This is a genomic window from Streptomyces halobius (assembly GCF_023277745.1).
Lineage (GTDB): Bacteria > Actinomycetota > Actinomycetes > Streptomycetales > Streptomycetaceae > Streptomyces > Streptomyces halobius.
The window spans coordinates 8,729,403-8,753,365 of the sequence record NZ_CP086322.1 but is presented as its reverse complement, the minus strand read 5'-3'; the positions used below and the strand labels follow the sequence as shown (position 1 = coordinate 8,753,365).

Genomic DNA, 23,963 nt, shown 5'->3' with positions numbered 1-23,963 from the left:
AGCCCACCAGGAACTGAACCCACCCGCCTTGAACTCCTCAGGCCGGTCACCCCGTCAGCACATGAACCACCAGGGCATCGAACCCACCAAGTCGCCGAACCAGTAGGACGCCGAACCAGCCACGGCAAGGGAACCCGTCAGGCCACCAGCGCCTGCCGCGCCTCCGTCGCGACCGGGGCCCCGGTCGCGACCAGTCGTGCCGCGCCCGCCAGCCGTACCGCGGCTTCGTCGGCGACCGCTCCGCTGACCGTGAACGGCAGCCGTACGAAGCCCTCGAAGGCGCCGTCGACGCCGAACCGCGGGCCGGAGGGGACGCGCACCCCGAGCCGCTCCCCCGCCTCGGCGATCCGGGAGCCGGAGAGCCCGCCCGTACGGGCCCAGAGGGTGAGGCCGCCGCGCGGGACGGTGAACTCCCAGTCGGGGAGGTGCCGGTGCAGGGCCGCGACGATCGCGTCGCGGTTCTCGCGGGCCTGCTCGCGGCGGATCCCGACAGCCTCCTCCCAGCCGCCGGTCTCCAGGAGCGAGGCGATGGCGAGCTGTTCGAGGACCGGTGAGCCGAGGTCGGAGTAGGCGCGGGCGGCGACCAGGCTGCGGATGATGTCCGGCGCGGCGCGCACCCAGCCGATCCGCATCCCGGCCCAGAACGCCTTGCTGGCCGAGCCGACGGTGATGACGGCGCTGCCCGCGGGGTCGAACGAGCAGACCGGGCGCGGTGGTTCGAGGTCCTCGTCCAGCCGGAGTTCGGTCATCGTCTCGTCGACGACGAGCAGGGTGCCGGCCGACCGTGCGGCGTCGACGAGGCGGCGGCGCTGTTCCTCGGTGGCGAGGGTGCCGGTGGGGTTGTGGAAGTCGGCGACGACATAGGCCATACGGGGGGCCGCGTCGCGCATCACCTGGCGCCAGACCGGGATGTCCCAGCCGGCCAGCCGCTCCCCCAGGGCGACCGGTACGAGCCGGGCGCCGGCGTCCCGCATCAGCTGGAGGATGTTGGCGTAGGACGGGGAGTCGACGGCCACCCGCTCGCCGCGGCCGGTGCAGAACCGGAAGATCGCGGCGACGGCGCCCATCGCGCCGGTGGTGACCATGATCTGTTCGGGCATGGTGGGGATGCCGCGGGCGGTGTAGCGGTCGGCGAGGGCCTGGCGCAGGACGGGGAGGCCGGCCGGGTAGTCGCCGTGGGTGTGGGCGTAGAGCGGGAGGTCGGCCATGGCGCCCTGGACGGCGCGGGTCAGCCAGGGTTCGGGGGCCGGGAGGGCGGCGCAGCCGAGGTCGATCATGGAGCCGGCGGCTTCCGGGGGGAGGGGTTCCAGGCCGCGGGTGGGCAGGGGGTTGCCGGCCGGGACGGCGGTCCAGCTGCCGGAGCCGCGCCGGGACTCCAGGAAGCCTTCGGCGCGCAGCGCTTCGTAGGCGGCGGCGACGGTGGTGCGGCTGACGCCGAACGCGGCGGCCAGTTCCCGCTCGGCGGGGAGCCTGGCGGCGACCGGTACCCGGCCTTCCAGTACGAGGCGGCGTACGCCGTCGGCGAGGCTGCGGTAGGCGGGCAACTTGCGCCCGCCGATGGGGAGTTCGGTGGCTCCCGAGTCCTGCGACCGGAGCAGCCGGGCGAGTTGGGGTGCCCCTACCGCCGAAGTCCACTGAGCCATGAAGATCAGTCCACCTTCCCCGAATTGGCCCTTCTAGATGATCCCGTACATGCCACATGGTCGCACGTGCCAGTCCAATCGTGCCAGGAGGGGGAAGATTCATGTCCGTCACCGAGGGGTCCGGCAGCCGGCGGGCGTTGCCGCCGCGCCGGTTTCTGCCGCGCCGGCTGCTTCAGCTCTATGCGGGGCTTGTGTTCTACGGCGTGAGCATGGGGCTGATGCTGCGTGCCGAGCTCGGTCTGGAGCCATGGAGCGTGCTCAACCAGGGCATATCCCGGCATACGGGATTGTCGATCGGCACCGTGACCATCGTGTCCGGGGCATTGATCCTGCTGCTGTGGATTCCGCTGCGGCAGCGGCCGGGGCTGGGCACGGTGTCCAATGTGGTGATCCTCGGCCTGGTGATGGACGGGACGCTGGCGCTGGTGCCCGAGGCCGGCCCGCTCGGCGTCCGGGTACCGCTGCTGGCCTTCGCCATCGTCCTCAACGGCGCCGCGACCGGCCTGTATATCTCCGCCCGCTTCGGGCCCGGTCCGCGCGACGGGCTGATGACCGGACTGCACCGGCGGACCGGCCGGCCGCTGCGGCTGGTGCGGACCGACATCGAGGTGACCGTGCTCGCGGCCGGTTTCCTGCTCGGCGGTTCGGTGGGGGTGGGCACGGTCGGCTACGCGCTGGCCATCGGGCCGCTGGCGCAGTTCTTCCTCCGCCGCTTCGTGATCGAGGGGCTGCCCGAGCGGCCGTCGCCCGTGATGGCCCGCGGAGGGCGGCAACCGGAGCACGCCATACTGCCCGAGTGACTTCAGCGATACGACTGCGCCACCCCTATCTCGACCACCCCGCCCCGCTTCCTTTTGCTCACAGGGGCGGGGCGGCGGACGGTCTGGAGAACACCGTCGCCGCCTTCCGCCGCGCGGTGGACAGCGGCTACCGCTATCTGGAGACCGATGTGCACGCCACGTCGGACGGACAACTCGTCGCGTTCCACGACGCGACGCTGGACCGGGTGACGGACACCCGCGGTGCGATCGGCACCCTCCCCTGGCGGGCGGTGCGCCGGGCCCGGGTCGGCGGCCGGGAACCACTGCCGCTCTTCGAGGAGCTGCTGGAGGAGTTCCCGCGGGCCCGCTGGAACGTCGACATCAAGGCGGAGGCCGCCCTGGTGCCGCTGCTGGAGCTGCTGCGCCGGACCAACGCCTGGGACCGGGTCTGCGTCGGCTCGTTCTCGGAGGCCCGGGTCGCGCGGGCGCAGCGGCTGGCGGGCCCGCGGATGGCGACCTCGCTCGGCGTCCGGGGTGTGGCGGGCCTGCGGATGCGCTCGTACGGGCGTGGTGCGGTGCCGCTGGACCGGCTGCTGGGTGCGGCGGTGCGGCGCAGTGCCGTCTGTGTGCAGGTCCCCGAGCGGCAGTCCGGTATCCCCGTGGTCGACCGGTTGTTTCTCCGCTCGGCGCGTGCGCTCGGTATGCAGGTCCATGTCTGGACGGTGAACGACGCCGAGCGGATGGCAACTCTGTTGGATCTCGGGGTGGATGGCATCATGACCGATTACATCGGGACGCTGCGTGCGGTGCTGACCGAGCGCGGCTCCTGGGTCTGAGCTTGTCCGCTGGGCGGGGCCCTGCTGATCATCGCGAATGTGTGCTTCGTCGTGCCGACGATGCTCTGTAACGCGTTCCTGCCGCGGATCGCCGAGCCGGACGAGCGGGATCCGGTGTCCTCCCGGGGCTGGGCATTCGGTCACGCGTCCGGGGCGCTGGTCCTGCTCGCCGATCTGCGGCCCGCGCCTCCCTGGGCCGGCGCCGGCTGCGGCACACACTCCGCGACATGCGCCGCCATCCGCTGCCCCTGGCCTTCCTCCTGACGTATCTCGTCTACGACGACGGCGTACAGGCGGTGCTCACCCAGCGTCCGTGTACGGCTCCGAGGAGCTGAAACTGGATCGGACAGCGCTGAGCGCGGCGGTCCTGCTGGTGCAGGTGCCGGCCGCGGCGGGTGCGCTGCCGATGGGGCGGCTGGCCGGACGGTACGGCGCGCAGCGGACGGTCCTCGGCTCGCCGGCGGCCTGGGCGCTGCTGATCGCGGTGGGCTGTCCGCTGCCCGCGAGGGCGCCGGTGCGGCGGGCGATCGCGGTGGCCGGAACCCGTACCGGACCGGATTTAGGCGTGGGGCAAGCGGGCCGGTAGTATACGCCTTTGGCTCACCAGGCGGACCGTTACTGCGCGCTCAAACACTGAAAGCGCTGGGTGACATCTGCTGCCAGATGTGACAAACCGGGCGTTGGTGGGTACAACAAGGGGCGGCACGAAGGAAGGCAGCGGCGCACGGCGCCTCCGTCAAGGGCGGTGGTTGGGCGACGGGTGGGCGCATATCCCGATTACGGGAATCTTCACAGCCGACCGGACGTTGACCGGATGACGACGACAGCGACACCTGTCCTGTGGGCGACAAGCCCGGGAGGCACGATTCATGAGTGAGCGAGCTCTCCGCGGCACGCGACTCGTGGTGACCAGCTACGAGACCGACCGCGGCATCGACCTGGCCCCGCGCCAGGCGGTGGAGTACGCATGCCAGAACGGACATCGATTTGAGATGCCGTTCTCGGTTGAGGCCGAGATTCCGCCGGAGTGGGAGTGCAAGGTATGCGGTGCACCCTCTCTTCTGGTGGATGGCGACGGCCCTGAGGAGAAGAAGGGGAAGCCCGCGCGTACGCATTGGGACATGCTCATGGAGCGGCGCACCCGCGAGGAGCTTGAGGAGGTGCTGGCCGAGCGGCTGGCCGTTCTGCGCTCCGGCACCATGAACATCGCCGTGCATCCGCGCGACAACAACCGCAAGTCCGCCTGACGGACCGCGCCTACGGCGGTAGAACAAGCACAAGGGCCGGGGCCACTGCACTGCGCAGTGGCCCCGGCCCTTGTGTGCCCAGGTGGCCCTCTGTGTGTCCAGGCCCTTTGTGTGTCCCGGTGATCTCAGCGGGTGAGCGGCGGGTCCTGCCGGGGCGTGGTCGGAGGCTCGTCGTCGCGGATGACCTCGCCCTGGACGACCTTGCCGTCCGGCATGTGCATGCGGGCCTGCTGGAAGGCGTCGCCGAGCGAGCCCGGTGCGTGGGACTTCCGCCGGGTCAGCAGCGTCTCCGCGCGGCGGCCGATCAGCTTCGCGGTCGGCGGGAAGAGGCAGAGCAGCCCCAGGGCGTCGGAGAGCAGGCCGGGCACCATCAGCAGCAGGCCGCTGAGCATCGGGAGCGTATTGCCGCCGCCCGCGGAGACGGGCGCCTTGGGCGCCGTGGGACCGCCGCCGGCCTGCAGGGTCTCGGTGAGGTTCCGCCACGCGCGACGGCCGGCCCGTTTGATCACATACCCGCCGGCGATCACTCCCCCGACCAGCAGCAGAAAGACCGTCAGCCCGTTCGTGGCACCGGCGACGACGGTCAGCAGCCAGATCTCCAGCACCATCCAGGCGGCCACGCCCAACGGGACGAACCGTCGGGCGCGCGAGCGCGTGGGCGGGCGGGGACTCGGCGGTGGCGTGGCTCCGAACGTCATGCCTCAAGTGTGCCTGGCCCGGCCGTCAGCGCGCCCTGAAGGTCGCGTCGGGCGCCGTGCGGCAGCCGGGCCTCGGAGGGCAGGCGCATCGGACGGAACGTTCTCGGCCGGCCGGACGGCCGGGCCCGGCGTCAGCGGCCGCGGATCCTGCCCACCCGGGAGCCGACGCCCCAGGCCGTGACCCGCCACAGCGCCTCCACCACGATGTCGCGGCTCATCTTGCTGTCGCCGAACTCCCGGTCGACGAAGGTGATCGGGACCTCGACGACGTGATAGCCGGCCTGTACGGCACGGCGGGCCAGGTCGACCTGGAAGCAGTAGCCCGCCGAGGCCACCTCCGCCAGCCCGAGGCCCTTGAGCGTCTCCGCGCGAAAGGCCCGGTAGCCGCCCGTGACATCGCGGATCGGGACGTCCAGCAGGATGCGGGAGTAGGTGCTGCCGCCACGGGAGAGCAGCTCGCGGTACTTGGGCCAGTTCACCACCCGGCCGCCGGGCACCCAGCGAGAACCGAGCACGAGATCGGCGCCCTTGAGGGCGGTCAGCAGCCGCGGCAGCTCCTCGGGCCGGTGCGAGCCGTCGGCGTCCATTTCGACCAGCACGCCGAAGCCGTTGTCGATGCCCCACTGGAAGCCGGCGAGATAGGCGGCGCCGAGCCCTTCCTTGCCCTTGCGGTGCAGCACATGGACCTGCTCGTCCTCGGCGACGAGCTCATCGGCGAGCTTGCCGGTGCCGTCGGGACTGTTGTCGTCCGCGATCAGCACATGCGCCTCGGGGACGGCGGACCGCACCCGCGAGACGATCGGCTTGATGTTCTCCGCCTCGTTGTACGTCGGGATGATCACCAACGTGGTGCCGAGCGGACCGTACTGCCGCTGACCGCCGTCTGTCACTGCTGCCCCTTCTCGTTCTTCGTGCGCCCGCGCCGGCCGACGACTGCGGCGGCGGCACAGGAGAGAAGCCCCACGATAGCGAGCGCCCACTCGGGAGCCGCACCGACGCGGTCGGCGAGCGTCGTTTCGTCGCGGAGGGGGATCCGCGCCGAGACGACGCCCTGGGTGAACTCGGGGATCTGCCGGGTGACGGTGCCGTCGGGGGCGACGACGGCGCTGATCCCGCTGGTGGCGGCGGTGACCACGGCCCGGCCGTGTTCGACGGCGCGCAGCTTGGACATGGCCAGCTGCTGTTCGGGCTGGCCGGTGCGGCCGTAGGTGGCGTTGTTGGTCTGGATGACCAGGGCACGGGCGCCGGCGCCGACGGTCTCGTGCACGATCTCGTCGTAGGCGACCTCGAAGCAGATGACATCGCCGAGCCTGGCCGGGCCGACCTGCAGGACGCCGGTGTGGTCGCCCGGGTGGAAGTCGCGGGGCACTCGCTGGAAACGCGTAATGATCTTGCTGAGCTGCTCGCGGAACGGCACATACTCACCGAACGGCACCGGGTGTTGCTTGGTGTACGAGGCGCCCGGCCCCTTCTTCGGGTCCCAGACGATGCCCTCGTTGAAGACATAGCCCTCCTTGGAGGGGTGGTCGATGAGCGCACCGACGAGCACCGGGACCCCGATGGCCCGCACGGCCTTGTCGATCCGGTCGTAGGCCTGCGGGTACTGGAAGGGATCGAGGTCGGAGGAATTCTCCGGCCAGATGACCAGATCGGGCTTCCGCGCCTTTCCGGCCTCGATGTCGGCGGCGAGCCGCTCGGTGGCCCTGGCGTGGTTGTCGAGGATCTTCATCGGGCGGCCCAGGAAGTCCATGCCGGGCTGCTGGACATTGCCCTGGACGACGGCGATGTCGACGGTGTCAGCGGCCTTGGTGGGGACGGGGACGAGCACCCCGGCCCCGGCCACCGCGGCGGCCAGCCCGAACGCCTCGATGGCGGGGATCGCCCGGCGCAACGTCCCGGAGCGGCGCAGCCCCCAGAGGGTGACGGCGCACGCGGCCAGCAGCGCACCGGAGAGGGCGACGGCGAAGGTCACCAGCGGGGCGCCGCCGAGCGCGGCCAGCGGGGTGAACGGCGAGCCGGTGTTGGCGAACGCGAGCCGCCCCCACGGGAAGCCGCCGAACGGGACGCGGTCGCGGGCCCATTCCTCGGCGACCCACAGACAGGCGGTCCACAGCGGCCAGGCCGGCAGCCGGGAGGCGGCGGCGAGCGCCCCGCCCAGCAGCGTCATGAACAGCGCCTCGGCGACGGACAGTCCGATCACCGCGTCCCAGCCGACGACGTGCAGCCACTTGAGCAGGATCACGAAGAAGGGCAGCCCGAAGGCGAAGCCGGTCCACGCGCCCTGCCGGACGGTCCGGCCGCGGGTGAGCAGCGAGAGCGCGGCGACGCCGAGGAGGGACAGCGGCCACAGGTCGTACGGCGGGAAGGCGAGCGCCAGCGCGGTGCCGGAGACGACGGCGAGGCCGGTACGCGGCGCCTCGCGGCGCACCGGCGCGGCGCACCGCCGGGCGCGGCCGGGGCGCGGCGCGGCGGTGTCATCCGTCCCGGTGGCCGGTCCTGTGGCGACGGGCGGCACCGGACCTTCGGGCGAGGTGCCGCTGACGGCCTCTGCTGTGGTGTCGGAACCCGTTGGCACGGTCGCGGCCTTCCTGCAGGTCGTGGGGTGGTGAGCTGACCGTACATCGGGTGGCCGCGGTCGCGGGTGCGGGTGCGGGTGCGGGTGGCCGAGGGGTCGGACCGAGGGTTCACACGGAAGAGGACGGGCCGCGGTGTGGTGCGGGATCGGGGCCCGGCGCCCTTCGGGCCGACCTGGGACCCGCTGGCTGCGGGTCGACCGAGAGCCGTTGTCTACTGAGCATCCGGGCCCCACCCGTTCGCACCTTCCCCCAGGCTCCCAAGGAGCAGGGAGGGACCCCCATCCGGCCGAAACTTTCCGTCACGCCGTGCCTCTGGTTCTGGACCTGGCTCCCAGTGGCGGAGTGCCGGTGTGGCGCACCGCCCCATGGCCCAGCTGCGTTCGACGACTGCGCGGAGGTCTCCCGATCGGACGTCCTGGTGGTGGACCCGGCCGAACCTACCGGCCGTCGACCGGCTGCTGTCAACAGGTGCTCCGCCTGCGTCGATTTCGCGTCGTCCCAGGTCAGCGGCGAGCCTTCGCAGGTGGGGCGAGTAGCTGCGGGCATGTCCCCCGGGGCACCTGCCCATGCGATGTCACTCGATCGGCCGCCGGTAGACGGTGCGTCCGCCGACGACGGTGCGCAGGCACACCGGGAGGTCGTTGCCGGGGGTGAGATCGGGCAGGCCGGGGGTGCCGGAGCGGGGGTCGGTGGACCAGCGTTCCACGCGCTCGTCGGGGGCCTGGACGATCAGGTCCCCGGTGCGCCAGACCGCGTAGTCGGCGGGGGCTCCGGGCACCAGGACGCCCGCGTCGTCGCGGCCGACGGCGCGCCAGCCGCCGCGGGTGTGAGCGGTGAAGGCGGCGCGGGCGGAGATGCCGTGGGCGGGGGTGCGGTGGAAGACGGCGGCACGCAGGGTGCCCCAGGGGTCGAGCGGCGTGACCGGGCTGTCGGAGCCGAGGGCGAGCGGGACGCCGGCCTTGAGCAGGGCGGCGTACGGGTTGAGAGTGCGGGCGCGGTCGGCGCCCAGGCGGGTGGCGTACATGCCGTCGGGCCCGCCCCAGGTCGCGTCGAAGGCGGGCTGGACGGAGGCCGTCAGGGCCAGGTCGGCGAAGCCGGCGACGGTCCGGTCGGTGAGCATTTCGGCGTGTTCGACGCGGTGCCGGGCGGCGCGGATCCGGTCGGGGCCGACGCGCTCGGCGGCGGCCCGTACGCCGTCGACGACGCTGGTCAGGGCGGCGTCGCCGATGGCGTGGAAACCGGCCTGGAGGCCGGCCTCGGTGCAGGCCGCGACATGGGCGGCGACGGCCGCGGCGTCGAGGTGCGCGACGCCGGTGTGGTCGGCGTCCGCGTACGGGGCGTGCAGGTGGGCGGTGTGCGAGCCGAGCGACCCGTCGACGAAGAGATCACCGGCCGCGCCGAGCGCACCGAGCGCACGGATCCGCTCCGCGTCCTTTGCGGATGCGATCGTTTCGGCCCAGTAGCCGACGACCCGCGGGCCGTCGCCTTCGGCGGCCAGGGCGAGCAGCCCGGTGAAGTCGTCCTCGCCGGAGATCTCCGGGCCCGCGCACTCGTGGATGCTGCCGATGCCGAGGGAGACGGCGCGGGCGAGGGCGGCGGCCTGGGCCTCGGTCCGCTGGGCGGGGGTGATCGTGGCGTGCGCGGCCCGCCGTACGGCGTGGTGGGCATCGCCGGTCAGTGGCGCGCCGGAGCGGAATCCGGGCAGTTCACGCACGCCGGGGACGAGGTCCAGCAGGGCCGTGGTGACGACCGCGGAGTGCACGTCGACGCGGGTGAGGTAGAGCGGGCGGCCGCCGGTGGCCTCGTCGAGTTCCGCACGGGACGGCGGGCGCCCCTCGGGCCAGGCGCCGACGTCCCAGCCGTGTCCGAGGAGGATCCGGTCCGCCGGGCGGGCGGCGGCGTAGGCGCGGATCCGGGTCAGCGCGTCGGACAGCGCGGCGGCACCGGCCAGGTCGAGGCCGGTGAGCGCGAGGCCGCTTGCGGTGGTGTGCACATGTGCGTCCGTGAACGCTGGGGTGACCAGCGCGCCGTCCAGGTGGACGACCTCGTCGACCCCGTCGGCGAACGAGTCGGCGGCGCCTTCCTCGCCGACCCACGCGATGCTGTCGCCCTCCACGACCATCGCGGTGGCGAAGGGGTCGGCGGGGCTGTGCACCTCACCGCCCCGCAGCAGGACGGTGCGGGGCCGGGCAGGGCGGGAGGAACCCTGGCGGACCGGGCGGGAGGGGGCCTGCCGACCTGCGTGGGAGGTGCCCTGCGGGGCCGGTTCGGGGATGCGCTCGCTCATACCGGACAGTTTGGCCCCTGCGCGCGGGCGGGCCGCGCGCGGGGTCGGACGCCCGGTCAGATACGCGGCGGCCGGGCCTCGTACGGCGTCGAGAGGACGACCGTGGTGCGGGTGGAGACCCCGGCCAGGCTGCGGATGCGGGTGAGCAGGTGCTCCAGCTCCAACGGTGTGGCGACCCGGACCTTGAGGATGTAGTTCTCGTCGCCGGCGACGCTGTGGCATGCCTCCAGCTCGGGGACCTCGGCGAGCCGCTCGGCGATGTCGTCCGGCGCGCTGGGGTCGAAGGGTTTGACCGAGATGAAGGCCGTGAGCGGCAGCCCGACGGCTTCGGGGTCCACGATCGCGGCGTAACCCCGTATGACACCGCGCTGCTCAAGGCGGCGCACCCGCTGGTGCACCGCCGAGGTGGACAGGCCGGTGGCCTTGCCCAGGTCGGTGTAGCTCATCCGCCCGTCCTTGACGAGCAGGTCCACGATTTGCCGGTCCAACTCCTCCACCCGTTCAACCTACTGTGCTCGGGCGCGGATGCGCAGCGCACGCCGGAGCGTGGCCCCCGTGCGCCGCACAGTGTGATGAATGCCACACACGTGAACCGGTGTCCGTCGGGGCGCCGCGATTATGCGCCGGGCATGAAGGGAAATGCTGGTGGTGGCCGGGACCGCCGGTCACAGGAATGCGGCGGTCCGGATGGGGCCCACCCGAGGGGGATGGACATCATGCGACGCCCTAAGCAGGAATCCGCTGCGGCGAACGTCGGCGCCCAGGAGGGCGACAGTCCCGGTTTCACCGGCGACGACGGCGCCGACGAGCCTTTCGAGACCTTGGACATCTACCGTGTGACCTGCCCGGACTGCGGGCAGCCGATCGCCTTGCTGGCGGACGAGGACGCGCTTCCGGAGCATGCGCTGTGCCCCTCCCCGTGGAACCCGTTCGGACTGACGGTGTGTCAGGGATCGGGCCGCCCGGTGGCCGACGCCCCGTCGACCGATGACACGTTGGACACCCAGGAGCAGGACGCGGCGATGCTGCTGACGCTCCCGGAGAGCCTGGACTGGCGCCGTCAGCCCTTCTCGCACATCGGCGGACCGGGCTCGCGGCCGGTCCGGGTGCCCCGGATGCGTCGCGGGGCCTGAGCGCCCGGCCCCACAGGAGCGAGGGTGACCGCACCACCTCTGCACTGCCCGCGCTGCGGCCGCGCCGCGGAGGGCTTTGACGGCTGCCGGGTCTGTGCGGGCGAGGGCATCGGCGTCAACACGCCACCACCGCTCGCGGATCTCGCGGGGCTGGATCTCGCGTCGTACCCCGGCGGACCATGGGGCTGGCCGAAGGCCCTGCCGACGCCCGGTCCGCCGGTCTCCCTCGGCGAGGGGAACACTCCCGGCATCCGGCTGCGCATCGAGCCGGACGGCCCTCAGGAGGGGTCCGCTCCCGGCGAGTTGTGGGTGAAGTACGAGGGCGGGAATCCGACCGGATCGCACAAGGACCGGGCGATGGCCGTCGGTCTCGCCGCCGCGGTGGCGGCCGGTGCGGACACGGTGGTCGCGGCGTCCTCGGGGAACGCGGGCGCGGCGGCTGCGGCATATGCGGCGCGGGCCGGGCTGCGGTGTGTGGTGTTCACCAACGAGAGGGTCCCGGCGGGGCTGCGGGCGCAGATCGATGCCCTGGGGGCCGAGCGGGTGGTGCACCGGGGCACCGTGGCCGAGCGCAACGCGGCGATGGCACAGGCCGTCGAGAAGCAGGGCTGGTACCCGCTGACCAGCTTCTCCTGGCCGTCGCCCGGCGGGAACCCGTACGCCAACGAGGGCTACAAATCGGTCGCCTACGAACTGGCGCGGGACTTCGCGGAGCGGCGGATCGACACGGTCGTGGTGCCCACCAGCCGGGCGGACCTGCTGGCCGGAGTCGGCCGTGGATTCCGGGAGTTGGCGGCCGCGGGGCTGCTGCCGGAGGTGCCTCGGCTGGTGGCCGCGGAACCGGCGGCGTCGGCGCCGTTCACCGCCGCGCTGCGCTGTGCGGACCGGGCGGATCAGGAGCGTAGGCGGGTGGCGTCCCGCCCCACGGTGGCGTTCTCACTGGGCGAGGAGCGGCCCTGCTGGCAGGGGCTGGATGCCCTGTGGCGCAGCGGGGGCACGGCGGTCGCGGTGACGGACGAGGTGATCACGGCGGAGCACCGGCGGTTGGCGGCGGAGGGCCTGCTGATGGAATCGTCGTCCGCGGTCGGGGTGGCGGTGGCGCGTGAGCTGGTGACGGCGCCGGGCGCGCTGGTGGTCGCCATCGGGACGGCGACCGGGCTCAAGGCGCCGGGCGGCTGAGGGGGACGACAGGGACGGACGTGGACGGCAGGGGGAGATCCCGGACAGCGGGCGTGTGGAACGACGGGCCGGACGGCGACGGCTGTGCGCGCCGCCGCCGTCCGGCCCGCCCGGTCAGCGCGACTCGGGTCCCGCCAGATGCCGTGCGATGACGACCCGCTGGATCTGGTTGGTGCCCTCGACGATCTGCAGGACCTTGGCCTCGCGCATATAGCGCTCGGCCGGGAAGTCCTGGGTGTAGCCGTAACCGCCGAGGAGCTGGACGGCGTCCGTGGTGACCCGCATCGCGGCGTCCGTGCAGAAGAGCTTGGCCATCGCCGCTTCCTTGGTGAACGGCCGGCCGGCGTCGCGCAGCCGGGCGGCGCTGAGGTAGAGCGCGCGGCCGGCCTCCACCTGGGTGGCCATATCGGCCAGCATGAAGCGCAGGCCCTGGAAGTCGGCGATCGGGCGGCCGAATTGACGGCGTTGGGTGGTGTACGAGAGTGCCTCGTCCAGTGCCGCCTGGGCGACACCGATGGCGCAGGCGGCGATGCCGAGGCGGCCGGAGTCCAGGGCGTCGAGGGCGATCGCGAAGCCCTGGCCCTCGTCGCCGAGGCGGCGGGAGTCGGGGACGCGGACATCGTCGAAGTGCAGCTGGGCCGTCGGGGAGCCCTTCATGCCCATCTTGCGCTCGGGCTGTGCGGCGCTCAGGCCCTCGATGTCGCCGGGGACGAGGAAGGCGGTGATGCCGCGGGGGCCGGCGCCGCCGGTGCGTGCCAGGACGGTGTAGAAGTCGGCCACCCCGCCGTGGGTGGTCCACGCCTTGGTGCCATTGATCGTCCAGATTCCCCCACTCTCGGCTCTGCTCGAACGGGAGGTGCCCCCCTCCTCCCGGGTGGCGCGGGTGGTGAGGGCGGCCGCGTCGGAGCCCGAGGAGGGCTCGGAGAGGCAGTACGCGCCGAGGAGCCCGCCGCCGAGCATGGCCGGCAGATGTTCGGCGCGCTGTTCCTTGGTGCCGTATCCGGCGAGTGCGTGACAGGCGAGGGTGTGCACGCTGACACCGAGGCCGATGGTGAGCCGGGCGGCCGCGAGCTCTTCCAGGACCTGGAGGTAGACCTCGTAGGGCTGGTCTCCGCCGCCGAATTCGTCGGAGTACGGAAGGGAGAGCAGCCCGGATTCCGAGAGCAGGGTGAAGGTCTCGCGCGGGAAGCGGCCGGCGGCCTCTTCCTCGGCGGCGGTGGGCTTGATCTCCCGCTCGACCAGCTCGCGTACGAGCGTCATGAGGTCGCGGGCTTCCTCGGTGGGCAAGCTGCGTTCCACCGGCCGGGGGCCGTACTCGGTCATGGCGGCGCTCTCCTCCCTGTCGGGCGCTGCGGCGACGCCGTGCGGGGTGAGGCGGCGGCGCCGGTTTCCGTAAGTGCCAGGCCCATGATCGCCGTCCGGGTCTCGGACAGGGCATGACCTGCGGCTGTGGCGCTAGGAGTATGCCCGATCGGAGGCTCCGCGTCACGGGTCGATCATGACTGGTTCCGGACCTCGCCCCGGACGCGTCGGCGCACTCTGGGCAAAGGCCACCCGGCGGCCGACTCTGTTCGCCGGCCCCTCCCCCACCGTTCACAGGATTGGTCCGAACCATTGACCTCAGTGGTCTAGTCCTTCTACCTTCCCCCTCAACGTTCAACGCGTTCATGCCAATTCGGACGCGGATCAGGTCAGGCACCACCCTCGCCCCCTCCGAGGAGACGACATGCTCAGACCGCACCGGAAGCGCTCACCGCGCAGACTGATCGCCGCCGCCACCGCGCTGTGTACGGCGGCGCTGGCCGGCACCCTGCTCGCCCGGTCGGCCACCGCCAACCCGGCCGACGCCCCGGACGCGAACCGCCCGGCCACGGTCGCCAAGACCGCCGCCGCGGGCGACAAGGTCGTCGGATACTTCACCAACTGGGGTGTCTACGACCGGAATTACCACGTCAAGAACATCGAGACGTCCGGGTCGGCGGACAAGCTCACCCACATCAACTACGCCTTCGGCAACGTCCAGGGCGGCAAGTGCACCATCGGCGACTCCTACGCCGACTACGACAAGGCGTACACCGCGGACCAGAGCGTCGACGGCAAGGCGGACGGCTGGGAGGGCGGCGCGCTGCGCGGCAACTTCAACCAGTTGCGCAAGCTCAAGAAGCTGCACCCCGACCTCAAGGTGATCTGGTCGTTCGGCGGCTGGACCTGGTCGGGCGGCTTCACCGAGGCCGCCAAGAACCCGGACGCGTTCGCGCGGTCCTGTCTCGACCTGGTCGAGGACAAGCGCTGGGCGGATGTCTTCGACGGGATCGACATCGACTGGGAGTACCCCAACGCCTGTGGTCTGACCTGTGACACCAGCGGCCGGGAGGCGTTCACCGGGCTCATGAAGGCACTCCGGTCGAAGTTCGGGCAGGACAACCTGGTGACCGCGGCGATCACCGCGGACGCCTCGGAGGGCGGCAAGATCGACGCCACCGACTACGCGGGCGCGGCCCAGTACGTCGACTGGTACAACCCGATGACGTACGACTACTTCGGCGCGTGGGACGCCAAGGGACCGACGGCCCCGCACTCCCCGCTCACGTCGTACGACGGCATTCCCAAGGCCGGGTTCAACACCACCGACACCACCAAGAAGCTCAAGGACCTCGGGATCCCGGCCGACAAGCTGCTGTTGGGCATCGGTTTCTACGGCCGCGGCTGGGCCGGCGTCACCCAGGACGCGCCGGGTGGTACGGCGACGGGCGCGGCCCAGGGCAAGTACGAGGCGGGCATCGACGACTACAAGGTGCTCAAGGAGCGCTGCCCCGCCACCGGCAAGGTGGGCGGCACCGCCTACGCCAAGTGCGGTGACCAGTGGTGGAGTTATGACACACCGGAGACCATCGGCGCGAAGATGGCCTTCAAGGACGCGCAGGGCATGGGCGGCACGTTCTTCTGGGAGCTGAGCGGTGACACCACGGACGGCGAACTGATCGAGTCGATCACGTAGGGGCCGAGCGGGCCCCGGTGTACGGGTGTGGTGAGGGCGGGAGGCTCGGCGGCCTCCCGCCCTCGCGCCGTTCCGGCCATGCCTGATGGCCCCTCAGCCGGTGCGCCGGGACGGTGCCGGGCAGGTCGGCTCGTACTCCTCGATCAGCCGGAGGGTGTCGCCCAGGCCGCGTACCAGGAGCGCGATGACCGTCTCGCGCGGGACTTCCTGCTCCGCGATCCAGTCGAGGGTGATGCCCTCGACACTGGAGAGCCAGCCGGTCAGGGCGGTGCGAGCCAGTGCCGGAATGTCCTGCCGGCCCCAGGCGCCGAGGGCGATGGTGCCCAGCAGCCGGGCGCGGACGGCGTCCCGGATCGCCAGTACCTCGGCGTCGAAGCCGACACCGCCGGTCACGATGGCGCGGTAGGCGGCCTGGTTGTGCTGGGCGTAGCGGAGATAACCGTCGACGGTGTGCCGGACGCGTTCGACGGGCGGGAGATCGTGGGTGGCGGCGGCGCGCTCGACGAGCTCGGCGACCGCGTCGTCGATGATGGCGAGGTAATAGCCGCGCTTGTTCGTGAAGTAGTAGTAGATCAAGCCCTTGGCGACTCCGGCATGGCGGGCGATGTCATCCATGGACAGTGCGTCGTAGGAGGTGTCGGCGAACAACTTCCGCCCGGTGGCTATCAGTTCGGCACGACGCGCCTGGGACCGCTCGGTGGCGCGGGCGCCCTGCGGAGTTCTCCGCGCACGCTGTTGACTATTATTCAAATTCGGCCCTAGTCTCCAACAACTGTCAGGTTTTCGCAGTATGACAGGCCGTCATGACCTGCGGGCAGGCTCCGCAGGGGCTCGATGAAGCACTTCCCTCGCGCACTCGACCGCTGCCCCGGGGAGGACGCAGTGAGCACAACGACCCGAATCTCCGACACACCGCCCGAGGGGCGGACCTCCTGGAAGAAGGCCGGCGCCGTCGCCGTGCCCGCCGTGCTCGCCGTGGGGGTGCTGGCGACCGTGATGGCCCAGGGCGCACTGGCCGCGTCCTTCGCGGTATCGGGCACCAACTTCCAGGTTTCCTCAGGAAAGCTGACCAGTAAGGGCCTCGCCTCGTACGTCCACACCGACCGGGACACCGACGGGCGCGGCCACCCCGTCGCGCTGCTCGGCATCGGCCGGGCCTCGCTCGCCGACATCTGCCAGGCGGCCCAGGTGAAGACGCCGGTGGGCACGGTCGTGTTCAAACTGACCGCGGGCGGCAAGGCCGGGCCGGTGACCGCCGACAGCCTGGTCATCGACGGTGAGGACCTGGTGGGCGACGCCCGCTTCGGCACCGCCCAGATCGGGCGCGACGCCGCCACGCTCGACGCCGTACCGGGGATTCACGGCCCGAAGGGGAAGTTCGGCCTGCAGGCCGGCAAGATCGAGGTAGCCGGGGTCAAGTCGCATGCCTGGTCGGCCACCGGCGGCAACTTCCGCCTCAAGGGGCTGCGGGTGAGCGTGAGCCTGGACGGCACGAAGTGTTTCTGAGCGCGCGCCGGGCACGCTGGACCGCCCGGCTCGACCGGACGCTGCCGTGGCCGGGGCGACGGGCGGCGCTGCGGCGCTGGCGGCGCACCCGCCCCTTCTGGGCCGGGCTGCTGCTCCTGCTCGGCGGCGCCGAACTGCTCCTCGTCCCGCTGTCGCCGCTGACCGTGCTGGTCAGCCTGGGGATCGGCGGGCTGGCCGCCCTGGGCATCGGCCTGGCGCTGATGGTGGCGGGGCTGTTCCTGTGGTACGCGCCGGCGGCACACCACTATGTGAGCGTCAACGCGCTGATCCTGTCGGTGCTCTCCTTCGCCGCGACGAACCTCGGCGGGTTCCTGGTGGGCATGGGGCTGGGGATCGCGGGCAGTGCGATGGGGTTCGGGTGGACGGCGCCGGAACGGGATTCCGGCGGGGCCCCGCCCTCCGCGGGAGCGGCACCGGCCCGCACCGCCACCCGCGGCAAGGCGCTCGCCGTCGGCCTGCCGATCGTGCTGCTGACGGCCGTCGGGGGTCCGGCCCAGACGGCCGACGCGGCCTCCGTCCCGGCGCCGTCCCGTCCGCCGACGGTGACCACGACCCTGTTCGCGCCGAAGGGCTTCACCCTCGCGGGGGTCGGCGAGCTACCCACCGCCGACGGGCCGGTCAAGGTCATGGTGCTGAAGATGAGGGCCGCATCGCTCACCGACTACCGTCTCACCACCCGCGACGGCGGCCCCGAACTCCGCCTGAACGCCGACTCGTTGGACCTCAGCGGTGAGGTGACCCTCTACCTCACCAAGTTCAGCGGCTGCCTGGAGGGGGTGGTCTGCCTCACCTTCACCCCCGACACGCTGCCGGTGCCGCCGGTCGTCCCACCGTTCGTCTTCATGACGGATGTGGCCGCCGAGCAGGCGCTGGTCACCTCGGACCTGATCACCGCGGACGGGCTGCGGCTGCGGGCGGGCAGCGGGTGAGCAGCCGTTTCCGACGCCGCTCCGAGGCGGGGTTTACGGCCGCGTCCCGTACGAGCACCATCGGGCGTACGGACGGGGGCAGCAGCCGCATCGGAAAGGTGACACGTGCGCAACCCTTGGCTGGCGATGGAGCCGGGCGCCGACCCGGTCGAACGCACCCGCACCGTACGCCGTGCCCACGAGGCGTTTCTGGCCGGCGGGACGGTGGCACCGCCGGTCCGCCAGGTGGTCGCCGCGTCCTGGCGCCGCTCGGCCGAGGCACGGGCCGCGACCGACGGCGCCGCCCCCGTCGAGCTGGACGACGCCGCGCTCCGCGACCACCGGGACGGGCATCCGCTCGCCCGCGCGATGCCCGTCTTCCGTGAGCTGCTCGGCAGCATCGCGCAGGACGGGGCGCATCTGATGGCCGTCTGCGATGCGCAGGGGCGCCTGCTGTGGGTCGAGGGGCACACCGGGGTACGGCGCAGCGCGGAGCGGATGAACTTCGTCGTCGGAGCGCGCTGGGACGAGCGGCACGCCGGCACCAACGCGCCGGGCACCGCGCTGGCCGCCGACCACGCCGTGCAGATCTTCACTGCGGAGCACTACAACCGGCGGGTGCAGCGCTGGACGTGTGCCGCGGCACCGCTGCACGATCTACGGACCGGGCGGCTGCTGGGAGCGGTGGACATCACCGGCGGCGACCATCTGGCGAGCCCGCACAGCCTGGCCCTGGTACAGGCCACCGCCCGCGCGGCAGAGGCCCATCTCGCCACGTATACAGGGGAGTTAGGGGTCTTCCTCACCGCTCTGGGCCGGGATGAGGCGCTGCTGACCGTGGACGGTAAGCGCCTGCGCCTCGGCCGCCGGCACAGCGAGATCATGGTGCTGCTGGCCCAGCGTCCCGAAGGGCTGACGGGAGATCAGTTGTCCTTGCTGCTCTACGGCGAGCGCGACATCCGCCCGGTGACGCTGCGTGCCGAGGTGTCCCGCCTCCGGAAGGCCGTCGGTCCGCTGCTCCACGCCCGCCCGTACCGCCTCGCCCGGCCGGTGGAAACCGATCTCGCCGTGGTCGAGGAGGAGTTGGCCGCAGGCCGGCTGACCGCCGCGCTGGAGACCTATCGCGGTCCGCTGCTGCCGGTGTCCGAGGCACCGGGCGTACGGCGGCTGCGCTGCGCGCTTGAGGACCGGATGCGGCGCGCGCTGCTCGGTGCCCGGAACCCCGACCAACTGCGCCAGTGGACACAAACCCCCTGGGGCGAGGGCGACCTGGAGATCTGGGAGGCCCTGGTGGACGCCCTGCCGGAACACTCACCGGCGCGCGCCGCCCCCGGCGCCACGGCCGACCGTCTGCGCGCCGCGTACGGACTGGCCCACGGGCCTCCGGGCACCTGCTGACCCGATCCGACGGCGCCCGGCCGAGGCGCAACGTTCCCGCAACCTCCGGCTCCCTACCCTCCGGGCAACGCCCGCCGCCCGGGAGCGGCGGGCACCGCGCCGACAGTGATTGGGAGACCGCCCCATGCCCCGTTACGCCAACCCGGGTTCCGCCGATGCCGTCATGAACTACCGGCCCCGGTACGACCACTGGATCGGCGGCGCCTACGTACCACCCGCCGGCGGCCAGTACTTCGAGAACCCCACCCCGGTCAACGGACAGACCTTCACCGAGATCGCGCGCGGCACGGCCGAGGACGTGGAGCGCGCGCTGGACGCGGCGCATGCCGCGGCGCCCGCCTGGGGCCGTACCGCGCCGGCCGAGCGCGCCCGGATCCTGAACCGGATCGCCGACCGGATGGAGCAGAACCTGGAGGCGCTGGCGGTCGCCGAGAGCTGGGAGAACGGCAAGCCCATCCGTGAGGCGCTGGCCGCCGACATCCCGCTCGCCATCGATCACTTCCGCTACTTCGCGGGCGCCATCCGGGCCCAGGAAGGCACCCTCTCCGACCTCGACAACGACACCGTCGCCTACCACTTCCACGAACCGCTCGGCGTGGTCGCCCAGATCATCCCCTGGAACTTCCCGCTGGTGATGGCGGCCTGGAAGCTGGCCCCGGCGTTGGCGGCAGGCAACACCGCCGTCCTCAAGCCGGCCGAGCAGACGCCCGCCTCGGTCCACTACTGGATGAGCCTGGTCGCCGATCTGCTGCCGCCGGGCGTGGTCAACATCGTCAACGGGTTCGGGGTGGAGGCCGGCAAGCCCCTGGCGGCCAGCCCGCGCGTCGCGAAGGTCTCCTTCACCGGCGAGACCACGACCGGGCGTCTGATCATGCAGTACGCCTCGGAGAACCTGAAGCCGGTCACCCTCGAACTGGGCGGCAAGAGCCCCAACCTCTTCTTCGACGATGTCTCGTCCGCCGACGACGACTTCTACGACAAGGCCGTCGAAGGCTTCACCCTCTTCGCGCTCAACCAGGGCGAGGTGTGCACCTGCCCGTCCCGCGCGCTCATCCAACGCGGCCACTACCGCGACTTCCTGGCGGCCGGGGTGGCGCGTACGGAGAAGATCGTGCAGGGCCACCCGCTGGACACCGACACGATGATCGGCGCCCAGGCGTCCAACGACCAGCTGGAGAAGATCCTCTCCTACCTGGACATCGGCCAGAAGGAAGGCGCCCGCGTCCTCACCGGCGGCAAGCGCGCCGAACTCGGCGGCGAGTTGGCGGGCGGCTACTACGTCCAGCCGACGGTTTTCGAGGGCAGCAACGACATGCGCGTCTTCCAGGAGGAAATCTTCGGCCCCGTCGTCGCCGTCACCCCCTTCACCGACTTCGACGACGCCATCACCCTCGCCAACGACACGCTGTACGGTCTGGGCGCGGGCGTATGGACGCGGGACGGCACCACCGCCTACCGCGCGGGCCGCGCCATCCAGGCAGGGCGGGTCTGGACGAACTGCTACCACGCCTACCCGGCGCACGCGGCCTTCGGCGGCTACAAACAATCCGGCATCGGCCGCGAGACGCACAAGATGATGCTGGACCACTACCAGCAGACGAAGAACCTGCTGGTCAGCTACTCCCCCAAGAAGCTCGGCTTCTTCTAGACGCACGAAAAAGGCGCCTGAACCGGGCTTTTACCCGTCAGGCGCCTTCCGCTCAGCCCTCACAGCAGGGCCCGGTTCATGTCGTACCTCCCAGTCTTTCCCACGGCTGTCCCGATCCTGACCAGCGCTTCCGGACCAGTCACGGGCCAGGGCCCGACTCACCCCGCAGGCGCCGCGATCGTCGACCTGGTCACGTGCCCGCATGGCGGCTCCGGACCGGGCTCATGGCAATCTGTGGTGCCGGCGGTAAACCGGTACCCGCGTTCGCGCATCTGCTCCCTGGAGGAATTCGGGGCACGGCCCCTCAGGGAAGGAACATCGTTGGTGAAACTGGTCGATCGCGTCGATCAGCTCGCTGAGCTGGAAGACCTGGCACGCTGCGCGCGGGAGGGAGCGAGCGGCGTCGTTCTCATCGGGGGTTCACCCGGTCTGGGAAAGACGGCTCTGCTCGACACGTGGACCACGCGGGAACGTTTCCGTGGTACGCGGGTCCTGACGGCACGCTGCTCCGTCGCGGAACGGGAACTGCCCTTCGGCGCGGTGCGTCAGCTCTTCGAGGGCACGCCGGGAGCCGCGCACATCCCCGCGCCCGGGGCCGCCCCGGCGCCGCCCGCGCTGTTCGAGGTCTTCGACGCCCTGTACCGGACGATCCGGGCGCTGTGCGCGGAGCATGCGGTGCTGATCGCCGTGGACGACCTCGAACTCTGCGACCGGCAGTCCCTCCAGTGGTTGGGCTATCTCACGCGGCGGCTGGGCCGCATACGTGCCCTGCTCGCGGCCACCGCCACCTGCACCGCGGACACGGCGGCCACGCCCGCCCCCGGCCACCGGTTCGTCCCGGAGCTGCTGGACCATCCCCGGTGCCGTCACGTGGAGCTGCCCGCCCTGACGACACGCGGCGTCGAGTGGCTGCTCCGGCAGGGCCTCGGGCCACCCCTCGGAGACGACGGCCTCCCCGACGCCTGCTGGGCCGCGACCGGCGGCAATCCATGGCTGGTGCATGAGCTGCTGAGTACGCTGCGCAGCCGGCGGACCGGCGTCGGCGGCCGCTTGCCGGAGGACCTGGACGGGCTGGTACGGCAGTTACGGGTGCGGATGACACACGCCCGGATCCACCGGGAGCCGACGGAGGCCACGGCGCTCGCCCGGGTGGCGGCCGTCCTCGGGGACGGCGCCGACCCGCACCTCGTCGCCGCCGTGTCCGGGCTCGACGAGCGGGCCGCGACCGCAGCGGTCCAGGACCTGGAGCGCATCGGTGTGCTGCGGTCCGGCTCACCCGGCATCGCCTTCACCGACGCGGCCTTACGGGCAGCGCTGGAGAGCGAGGTCGCCACGGCCGAACGGTCCGCGCTGCGGGTCCGCGCCGCCCGGCTGAGCCATGACGCCGGGGCAGGCAACGAACAGGTGGCCGGGCATCTGCTGCACGCCGCGGGGCAGCTGGCCGAGCCGTGGGTGGTCCCCGCCCTGCGTGCCGCCGCGGGTGACGCGCTCCGCCGCCGCGCTCCGGAGGACGCCACCGTCTATCTGCGCCACGCGCTGCGTCAGCCGGTGTCCGGGACGGAGCGCGAGCATCTGCTCACCGAACTCGGTCGCGTACTGCTCTACCGGGACCCGGCTGTCGCCTGCCGGTATCTCAGCGAGGCCATGACCACCATTGAGGACCCGGGCCGGCGGAGCCGGGCGGCCGCTCTTCTGTCCACCGCTCATCTGCTGCGCGGACGGCCGGACACGGCCGTCGACGTCCTCACCGACGGATTCGACGCCGCGACGCCCGCATGGCAGGAGCTCGCGGTACGGCTGCGGGTCCAGTGCATGCTGGCCAGGGTGACCGGAGTACCGCACCGGGCGCCGGCCACGGTGGTCTCCACGGCGGACACCCTCACCGGCGAGACCGCCGCAGGGCGTACGGCGAGCGACGGGGCATGGCGGCTGGGTATCCAGGCTCTGGACGCCATGCTGACCGGGTGCTCGGCCACACGTACCCGGGCGCTGGCCACCGAAGCGTTCCGGTCCGGGCTCGTGGCCCGCGAGGGCTGTTCGGAACTGGCCTTCTTCGTGGCTCTGAGCCTGGTGTGCACCGACGATCTGACCGACGCGGTACGGGCTTTCAGCGAGATCGGGGCCGGTGCGGAGCGGGCCGGCGCACGCATCCTGCTGGCACTGGCCGCACTCGGCCGTTCCATGGTGCACCAGCGCCGGGGCGATATCCGGGAGGCCCTGGCGACGGGGGCCACGGCCGTGGACGAGTTCTTCGAACTGCCGCCCAATTGCTTCCGTGGCGGTGCGGCCGCCCACCTGATCACGGTGCTGCTGGACGACGGCCGGCTCGACGAGGCGGGCGCTCTCGCTCGCCGGACGACCGGGTACGGCGACGACGGCGACGTGGACGGCTGGGAGCGCGCCGTGGTCAGCCTGGCCGTCGGTCGGCTGCGGGCGGCGTCCGGGGACATCCAGGGATCGCTCGCTCAAGTGCTGGACTGCGGACGCCGGCTGGACCGGCACGGGCTGTCGAACCCGGCGCTGCTGACGTGGCGGTCCGACGCGGCGGTTCTGCACGCCACGCTGGGCGAGCGGGAGCGGGCCCGCCACCTGGCCGGCGAGGAGCTTCGGCTCGCCGAGCGCTGGGGGACCCCGCGGGTGGCCGGACGGGCGCTGTGGGCGCTGGGCGTCGCGACCGGTGGCGAGGAGGGCCGGCGCATGCTGGCGACCGCGGTGACACGCCAGGAGGAAGCGGGCGCCCGGCTCGAACTGATCCGGACGCTGATCGACTACGGAGTGGCCGAGTCGGCCACCGGTGACCTCCGCCAGGGAAGGGCACACCTGCGCCGCGCGGTGGATCTGGCGCACCGGTGCGGGGCGGCCAGGCTGGTCGAGCGGGCGTCCGCCGAGCTGGCCAAGACCGGGGCGCGGCCGCGCAGTTCGGGAGGCGACCGCTGGTCCTCTCTCACGCCCGGCGAGCTGCGGGTGGCCCGCCTGGCCGCCTCCGGCGCCCGCAACCGGGAGATCGCGGCGCGGCTGCACGTCACCGTGCGCGCCGTGGAGCGCCATCTGACCAGCGCGTACCGCAAGCTCGGCGTCGCCGGGCGGACGGAGCTCGGAGAGCTCTTCAGCCGCGGGTGACCGG

At 72.2% G+C, this 23,963-nt stretch carries 19 protein-coding genes and 1 pseudogene; 12 read left to right on the top strand and 8 right to left on the bottom strand.

Translation table 11 applies throughout. The features are described from left to right. Nucleotides 1-137: 137 nt before the first annotated feature. On the bottom strand, nt 138-1,643 hold the full coding sequence (locus tag K9S39_RS39740; RefSeq protein WP_248868142.1) for an SCO1417 family MocR-like transcription factor: 1,506 nt from the start codon (nt 1,641-1,643) through the stop codon (nt 138-140). Nucleotides 1,644-1,744: 101 nt separating this feature from the next. Here K9S39_RS39740 and yczE point away from each other — a divergent pair, with 101 nt between their 5' ends. The 4 genes and pseudogenes from yczE (at nt 1,745) to K9S39_RS39720 (ending at nt 4,487) form a co-directional block, all read left to right on the top strand. Then, entirely contained in the window at nt 1,745-2,443 is a 699-nt protein-coding gene (yczE, locus tag K9S39_RS39735) for a membrane protein YczE (protein ID WP_248868141.1), read from the top strand. After that, nucleotides 2,440-3,240, top strand: a complete 801-nt coding sequence (locus K9S39_RS39730; RefSeq protein ID WP_248868140.1) for a glycerophosphodiester phosphodiesterase — start codon at nt 2,440-2,442, stop codon at nt 3,238-3,240. Before yczE ends, K9S39_RS39730 begins: the two co-directional genes overlap by 4 nt. 9 nt (nt 3,241-3,249) lie before the next feature. After that, nucleotides 3,250-3,757 (top strand): annotated as a pseudogene (locus tag K9S39_RS39725) (MFS transporter); the annotation flags it as partial. Between the two features lie 352 nt (nt 3,758-4,109). Beyond that, nucleotides 4,110-4,487, top strand: coding sequence for an RNA polymerase-binding protein RbpA (locus tag K9S39_RS39720; protein WP_248868139.1), 378 nt, complete (start codon nt 4,110-4,112; stop codon nt 4,485-4,487). Nucleotides 4,488-4,612: 125 nt separating this feature from the next. On the opposite strand, the gene fxsA is transcribed toward K9S39_RS39720, so the two are convergent. From fxsA to K9S39_RS39695, 5 genes are all read right to left on the bottom strand, one after another. Then, nucleotides 4,613-5,185 (bottom strand): FxsA family membrane protein, encoded by a 573-nt coding sequence (fxsA, locus tag K9S39_RS39715; protein ID WP_248868138.1) that lies wholly within the window; start codon nt 5,183-5,185, stop codon nt 4,613-4,615. A gap of 131 nt (nt 5,186-5,316) precedes the next feature. After that, nucleotides 5,317-6,075, bottom strand: coding sequence for a polyprenol monophosphomannose synthase (locus K9S39_RS39710; RefSeq protein ID WP_248868137.1), 759 nt, complete (start codon nt 6,073-6,075; stop codon nt 5,317-5,319). After that, nucleotides 6,072-7,760 carry an apolipoprotein N-acyltransferase gene (lnt, locus tag K9S39_RS39705; RefSeq protein WP_248868136.1) on the bottom strand — a complete coding sequence of 563 codons (1,689 nt, stop codon included), beginning with the start codon at nt 7,758-7,760 and terminating at the stop codon, nt 6,072-6,074. The genes K9S39_RS39710 and lnt overlap by 4 nt, the downstream gene beginning before the upstream one ends. 575 nt (nt 7,761-8,335) lie before the next feature. Beyond that, nucleotides 8,336-10,048, bottom strand: coding sequence for an amidohydrolase (locus K9S39_RS39700; protein ID WP_248868135.1), 1,713 nt, complete (start codon nt 10,046-10,048; stop codon nt 8,336-8,338). Nucleotides 10,049-10,104: 56 nt separating this feature from the next. Then, nucleotides 10,105-10,545, bottom strand: a complete 441-nt coding sequence (locus K9S39_RS39695; RefSeq protein WP_052860045.1) for an Lrp/AsnC family transcriptional regulator — start codon at nt 10,543-10,545, stop codon at nt 10,105-10,107. Nucleotides 10,546-10,755: 210 nt separating this feature from the next. Between K9S39_RS39695 and K9S39_RS39690 the strand changes: the two genes are divergently transcribed. Next, nucleotides 10,756-11,181 carry a hypothetical protein gene (locus K9S39_RS39690; RefSeq protein WP_248868134.1) on the top strand — a complete coding sequence of 142 codons (426 nt, stop codon included), beginning with the start codon at nt 10,756-10,758 and terminating at the stop codon, nt 11,179-11,181. 24 nt (nt 11,182-11,205) lie between these two features. After that, nucleotides 11,206-12,360 carry a threonine synthase gene (locus tag K9S39_RS39685; RefSeq protein ID WP_248868132.1) on the top strand — a complete coding sequence of 385 codons (1,155 nt, stop codon included), beginning with the start codon at nt 11,206-11,208 and terminating at the stop codon, nt 12,358-12,360. 114 nt (nt 12,361-12,474) lie between these two features. Here K9S39_RS39685 and K9S39_RS39680 read toward each other — a convergent pair whose 3' ends face one another. Continuing rightward, nucleotides 12,475-13,683, bottom strand: a complete 1,209-nt coding sequence (locus K9S39_RS39680) for an acyl-CoA dehydrogenase family protein (RefSeq protein WP_248868130.1) — start codon at nt 13,681-13,683, stop codon at nt 12,475-12,477. A gap of 403 nt (nt 13,684-14,086) precedes the next feature. On the opposite strand from K9S39_RS39680, the gene K9S39_RS39675 reads away from it, so the two are divergent. Then, entirely contained in the window at nt 14,087-15,358 is a 1,272-nt protein-coding gene (locus K9S39_RS39675; RefSeq protein WP_248868128.1) for a glycoside hydrolase family 18 protein, read from the top strand. A 93-nt stretch (nt 15,359-15,451) separates the two neighbouring features. Here K9S39_RS39675 and K9S39_RS39670 read toward each other — a convergent pair whose 3' ends face one another. Beyond that, on the bottom strand, nt 15,452-16,108 hold the full coding sequence (locus tag K9S39_RS39670) for a TetR/AcrR family transcriptional regulator (RefSeq protein WP_248868127.1): 657 nt from the start codon (nt 16,106-16,108) through the stop codon (nt 15,452-15,454). Between the two features lie 246 nt (nt 16,109-16,354). Between K9S39_RS39670 and K9S39_RS39665 the strand changes: the two genes are divergently transcribed. The 5 genes from K9S39_RS39665 to K9S39_RS39645 all read left to right on the top strand — a co-directional run bounded on the left by K9S39_RS39665 (nt 16,355) and on the right by K9S39_RS39645 (nt 23,959). After that, a complete protein-coding gene (locus K9S39_RS39665) occupies nt 16,355-16,864 on the top strand; it encodes a DUF6230 family protein (RefSeq protein ID WP_248869184.1) in 510 nt (169 codons plus the stop codon). Next, complete coding sequence (locus K9S39_RS39660; RefSeq protein ID WP_248868126.1) at nt 16,855-17,814, top strand: DUF6114 domain-containing protein; 960 nt, start codon at nt 16,855-16,857, stop codon at nt 17,812-17,814. Before K9S39_RS39665 ends, K9S39_RS39660 begins: the two co-directional genes overlap by 10 nt. Before the next feature lie 105 nt (nt 17,815-17,919). Next, on the top strand, nt 17,920-19,191 hold the full coding sequence (locus K9S39_RS39655; RefSeq protein ID WP_248868125.1) for a GAF domain-containing protein: 1,272 nt from the start codon (nt 17,920-17,922) through the stop codon (nt 19,189-19,191). 124 nt (nt 19,192-19,315) lie between these two features. Beyond that, the gene (gene exaC, locus K9S39_RS39650) at nt 19,316-20,839 is read left to right on the top strand and encodes an acetaldehyde dehydrogenase ExaC (protein WP_248868124.1); all 1,524 of its coding nucleotides are present in this window, start codon (nt 19,316-19,318) and stop codon (nt 20,837-20,839) included. Between the two features lie 324 nt (nt 20,840-21,163). Further along, the gene (locus tag K9S39_RS39645; protein ID WP_248868123.1) at nt 21,164-23,959 is read left to right on the top strand and encodes a helix-turn-helix transcriptional regulator; all 2,796 of its coding nucleotides are present in this window, start codon (nt 21,164-21,166) and stop codon (nt 23,957-23,959) included. Nucleotides 23,960-23,963 lie beyond the last annotated feature (4 nt).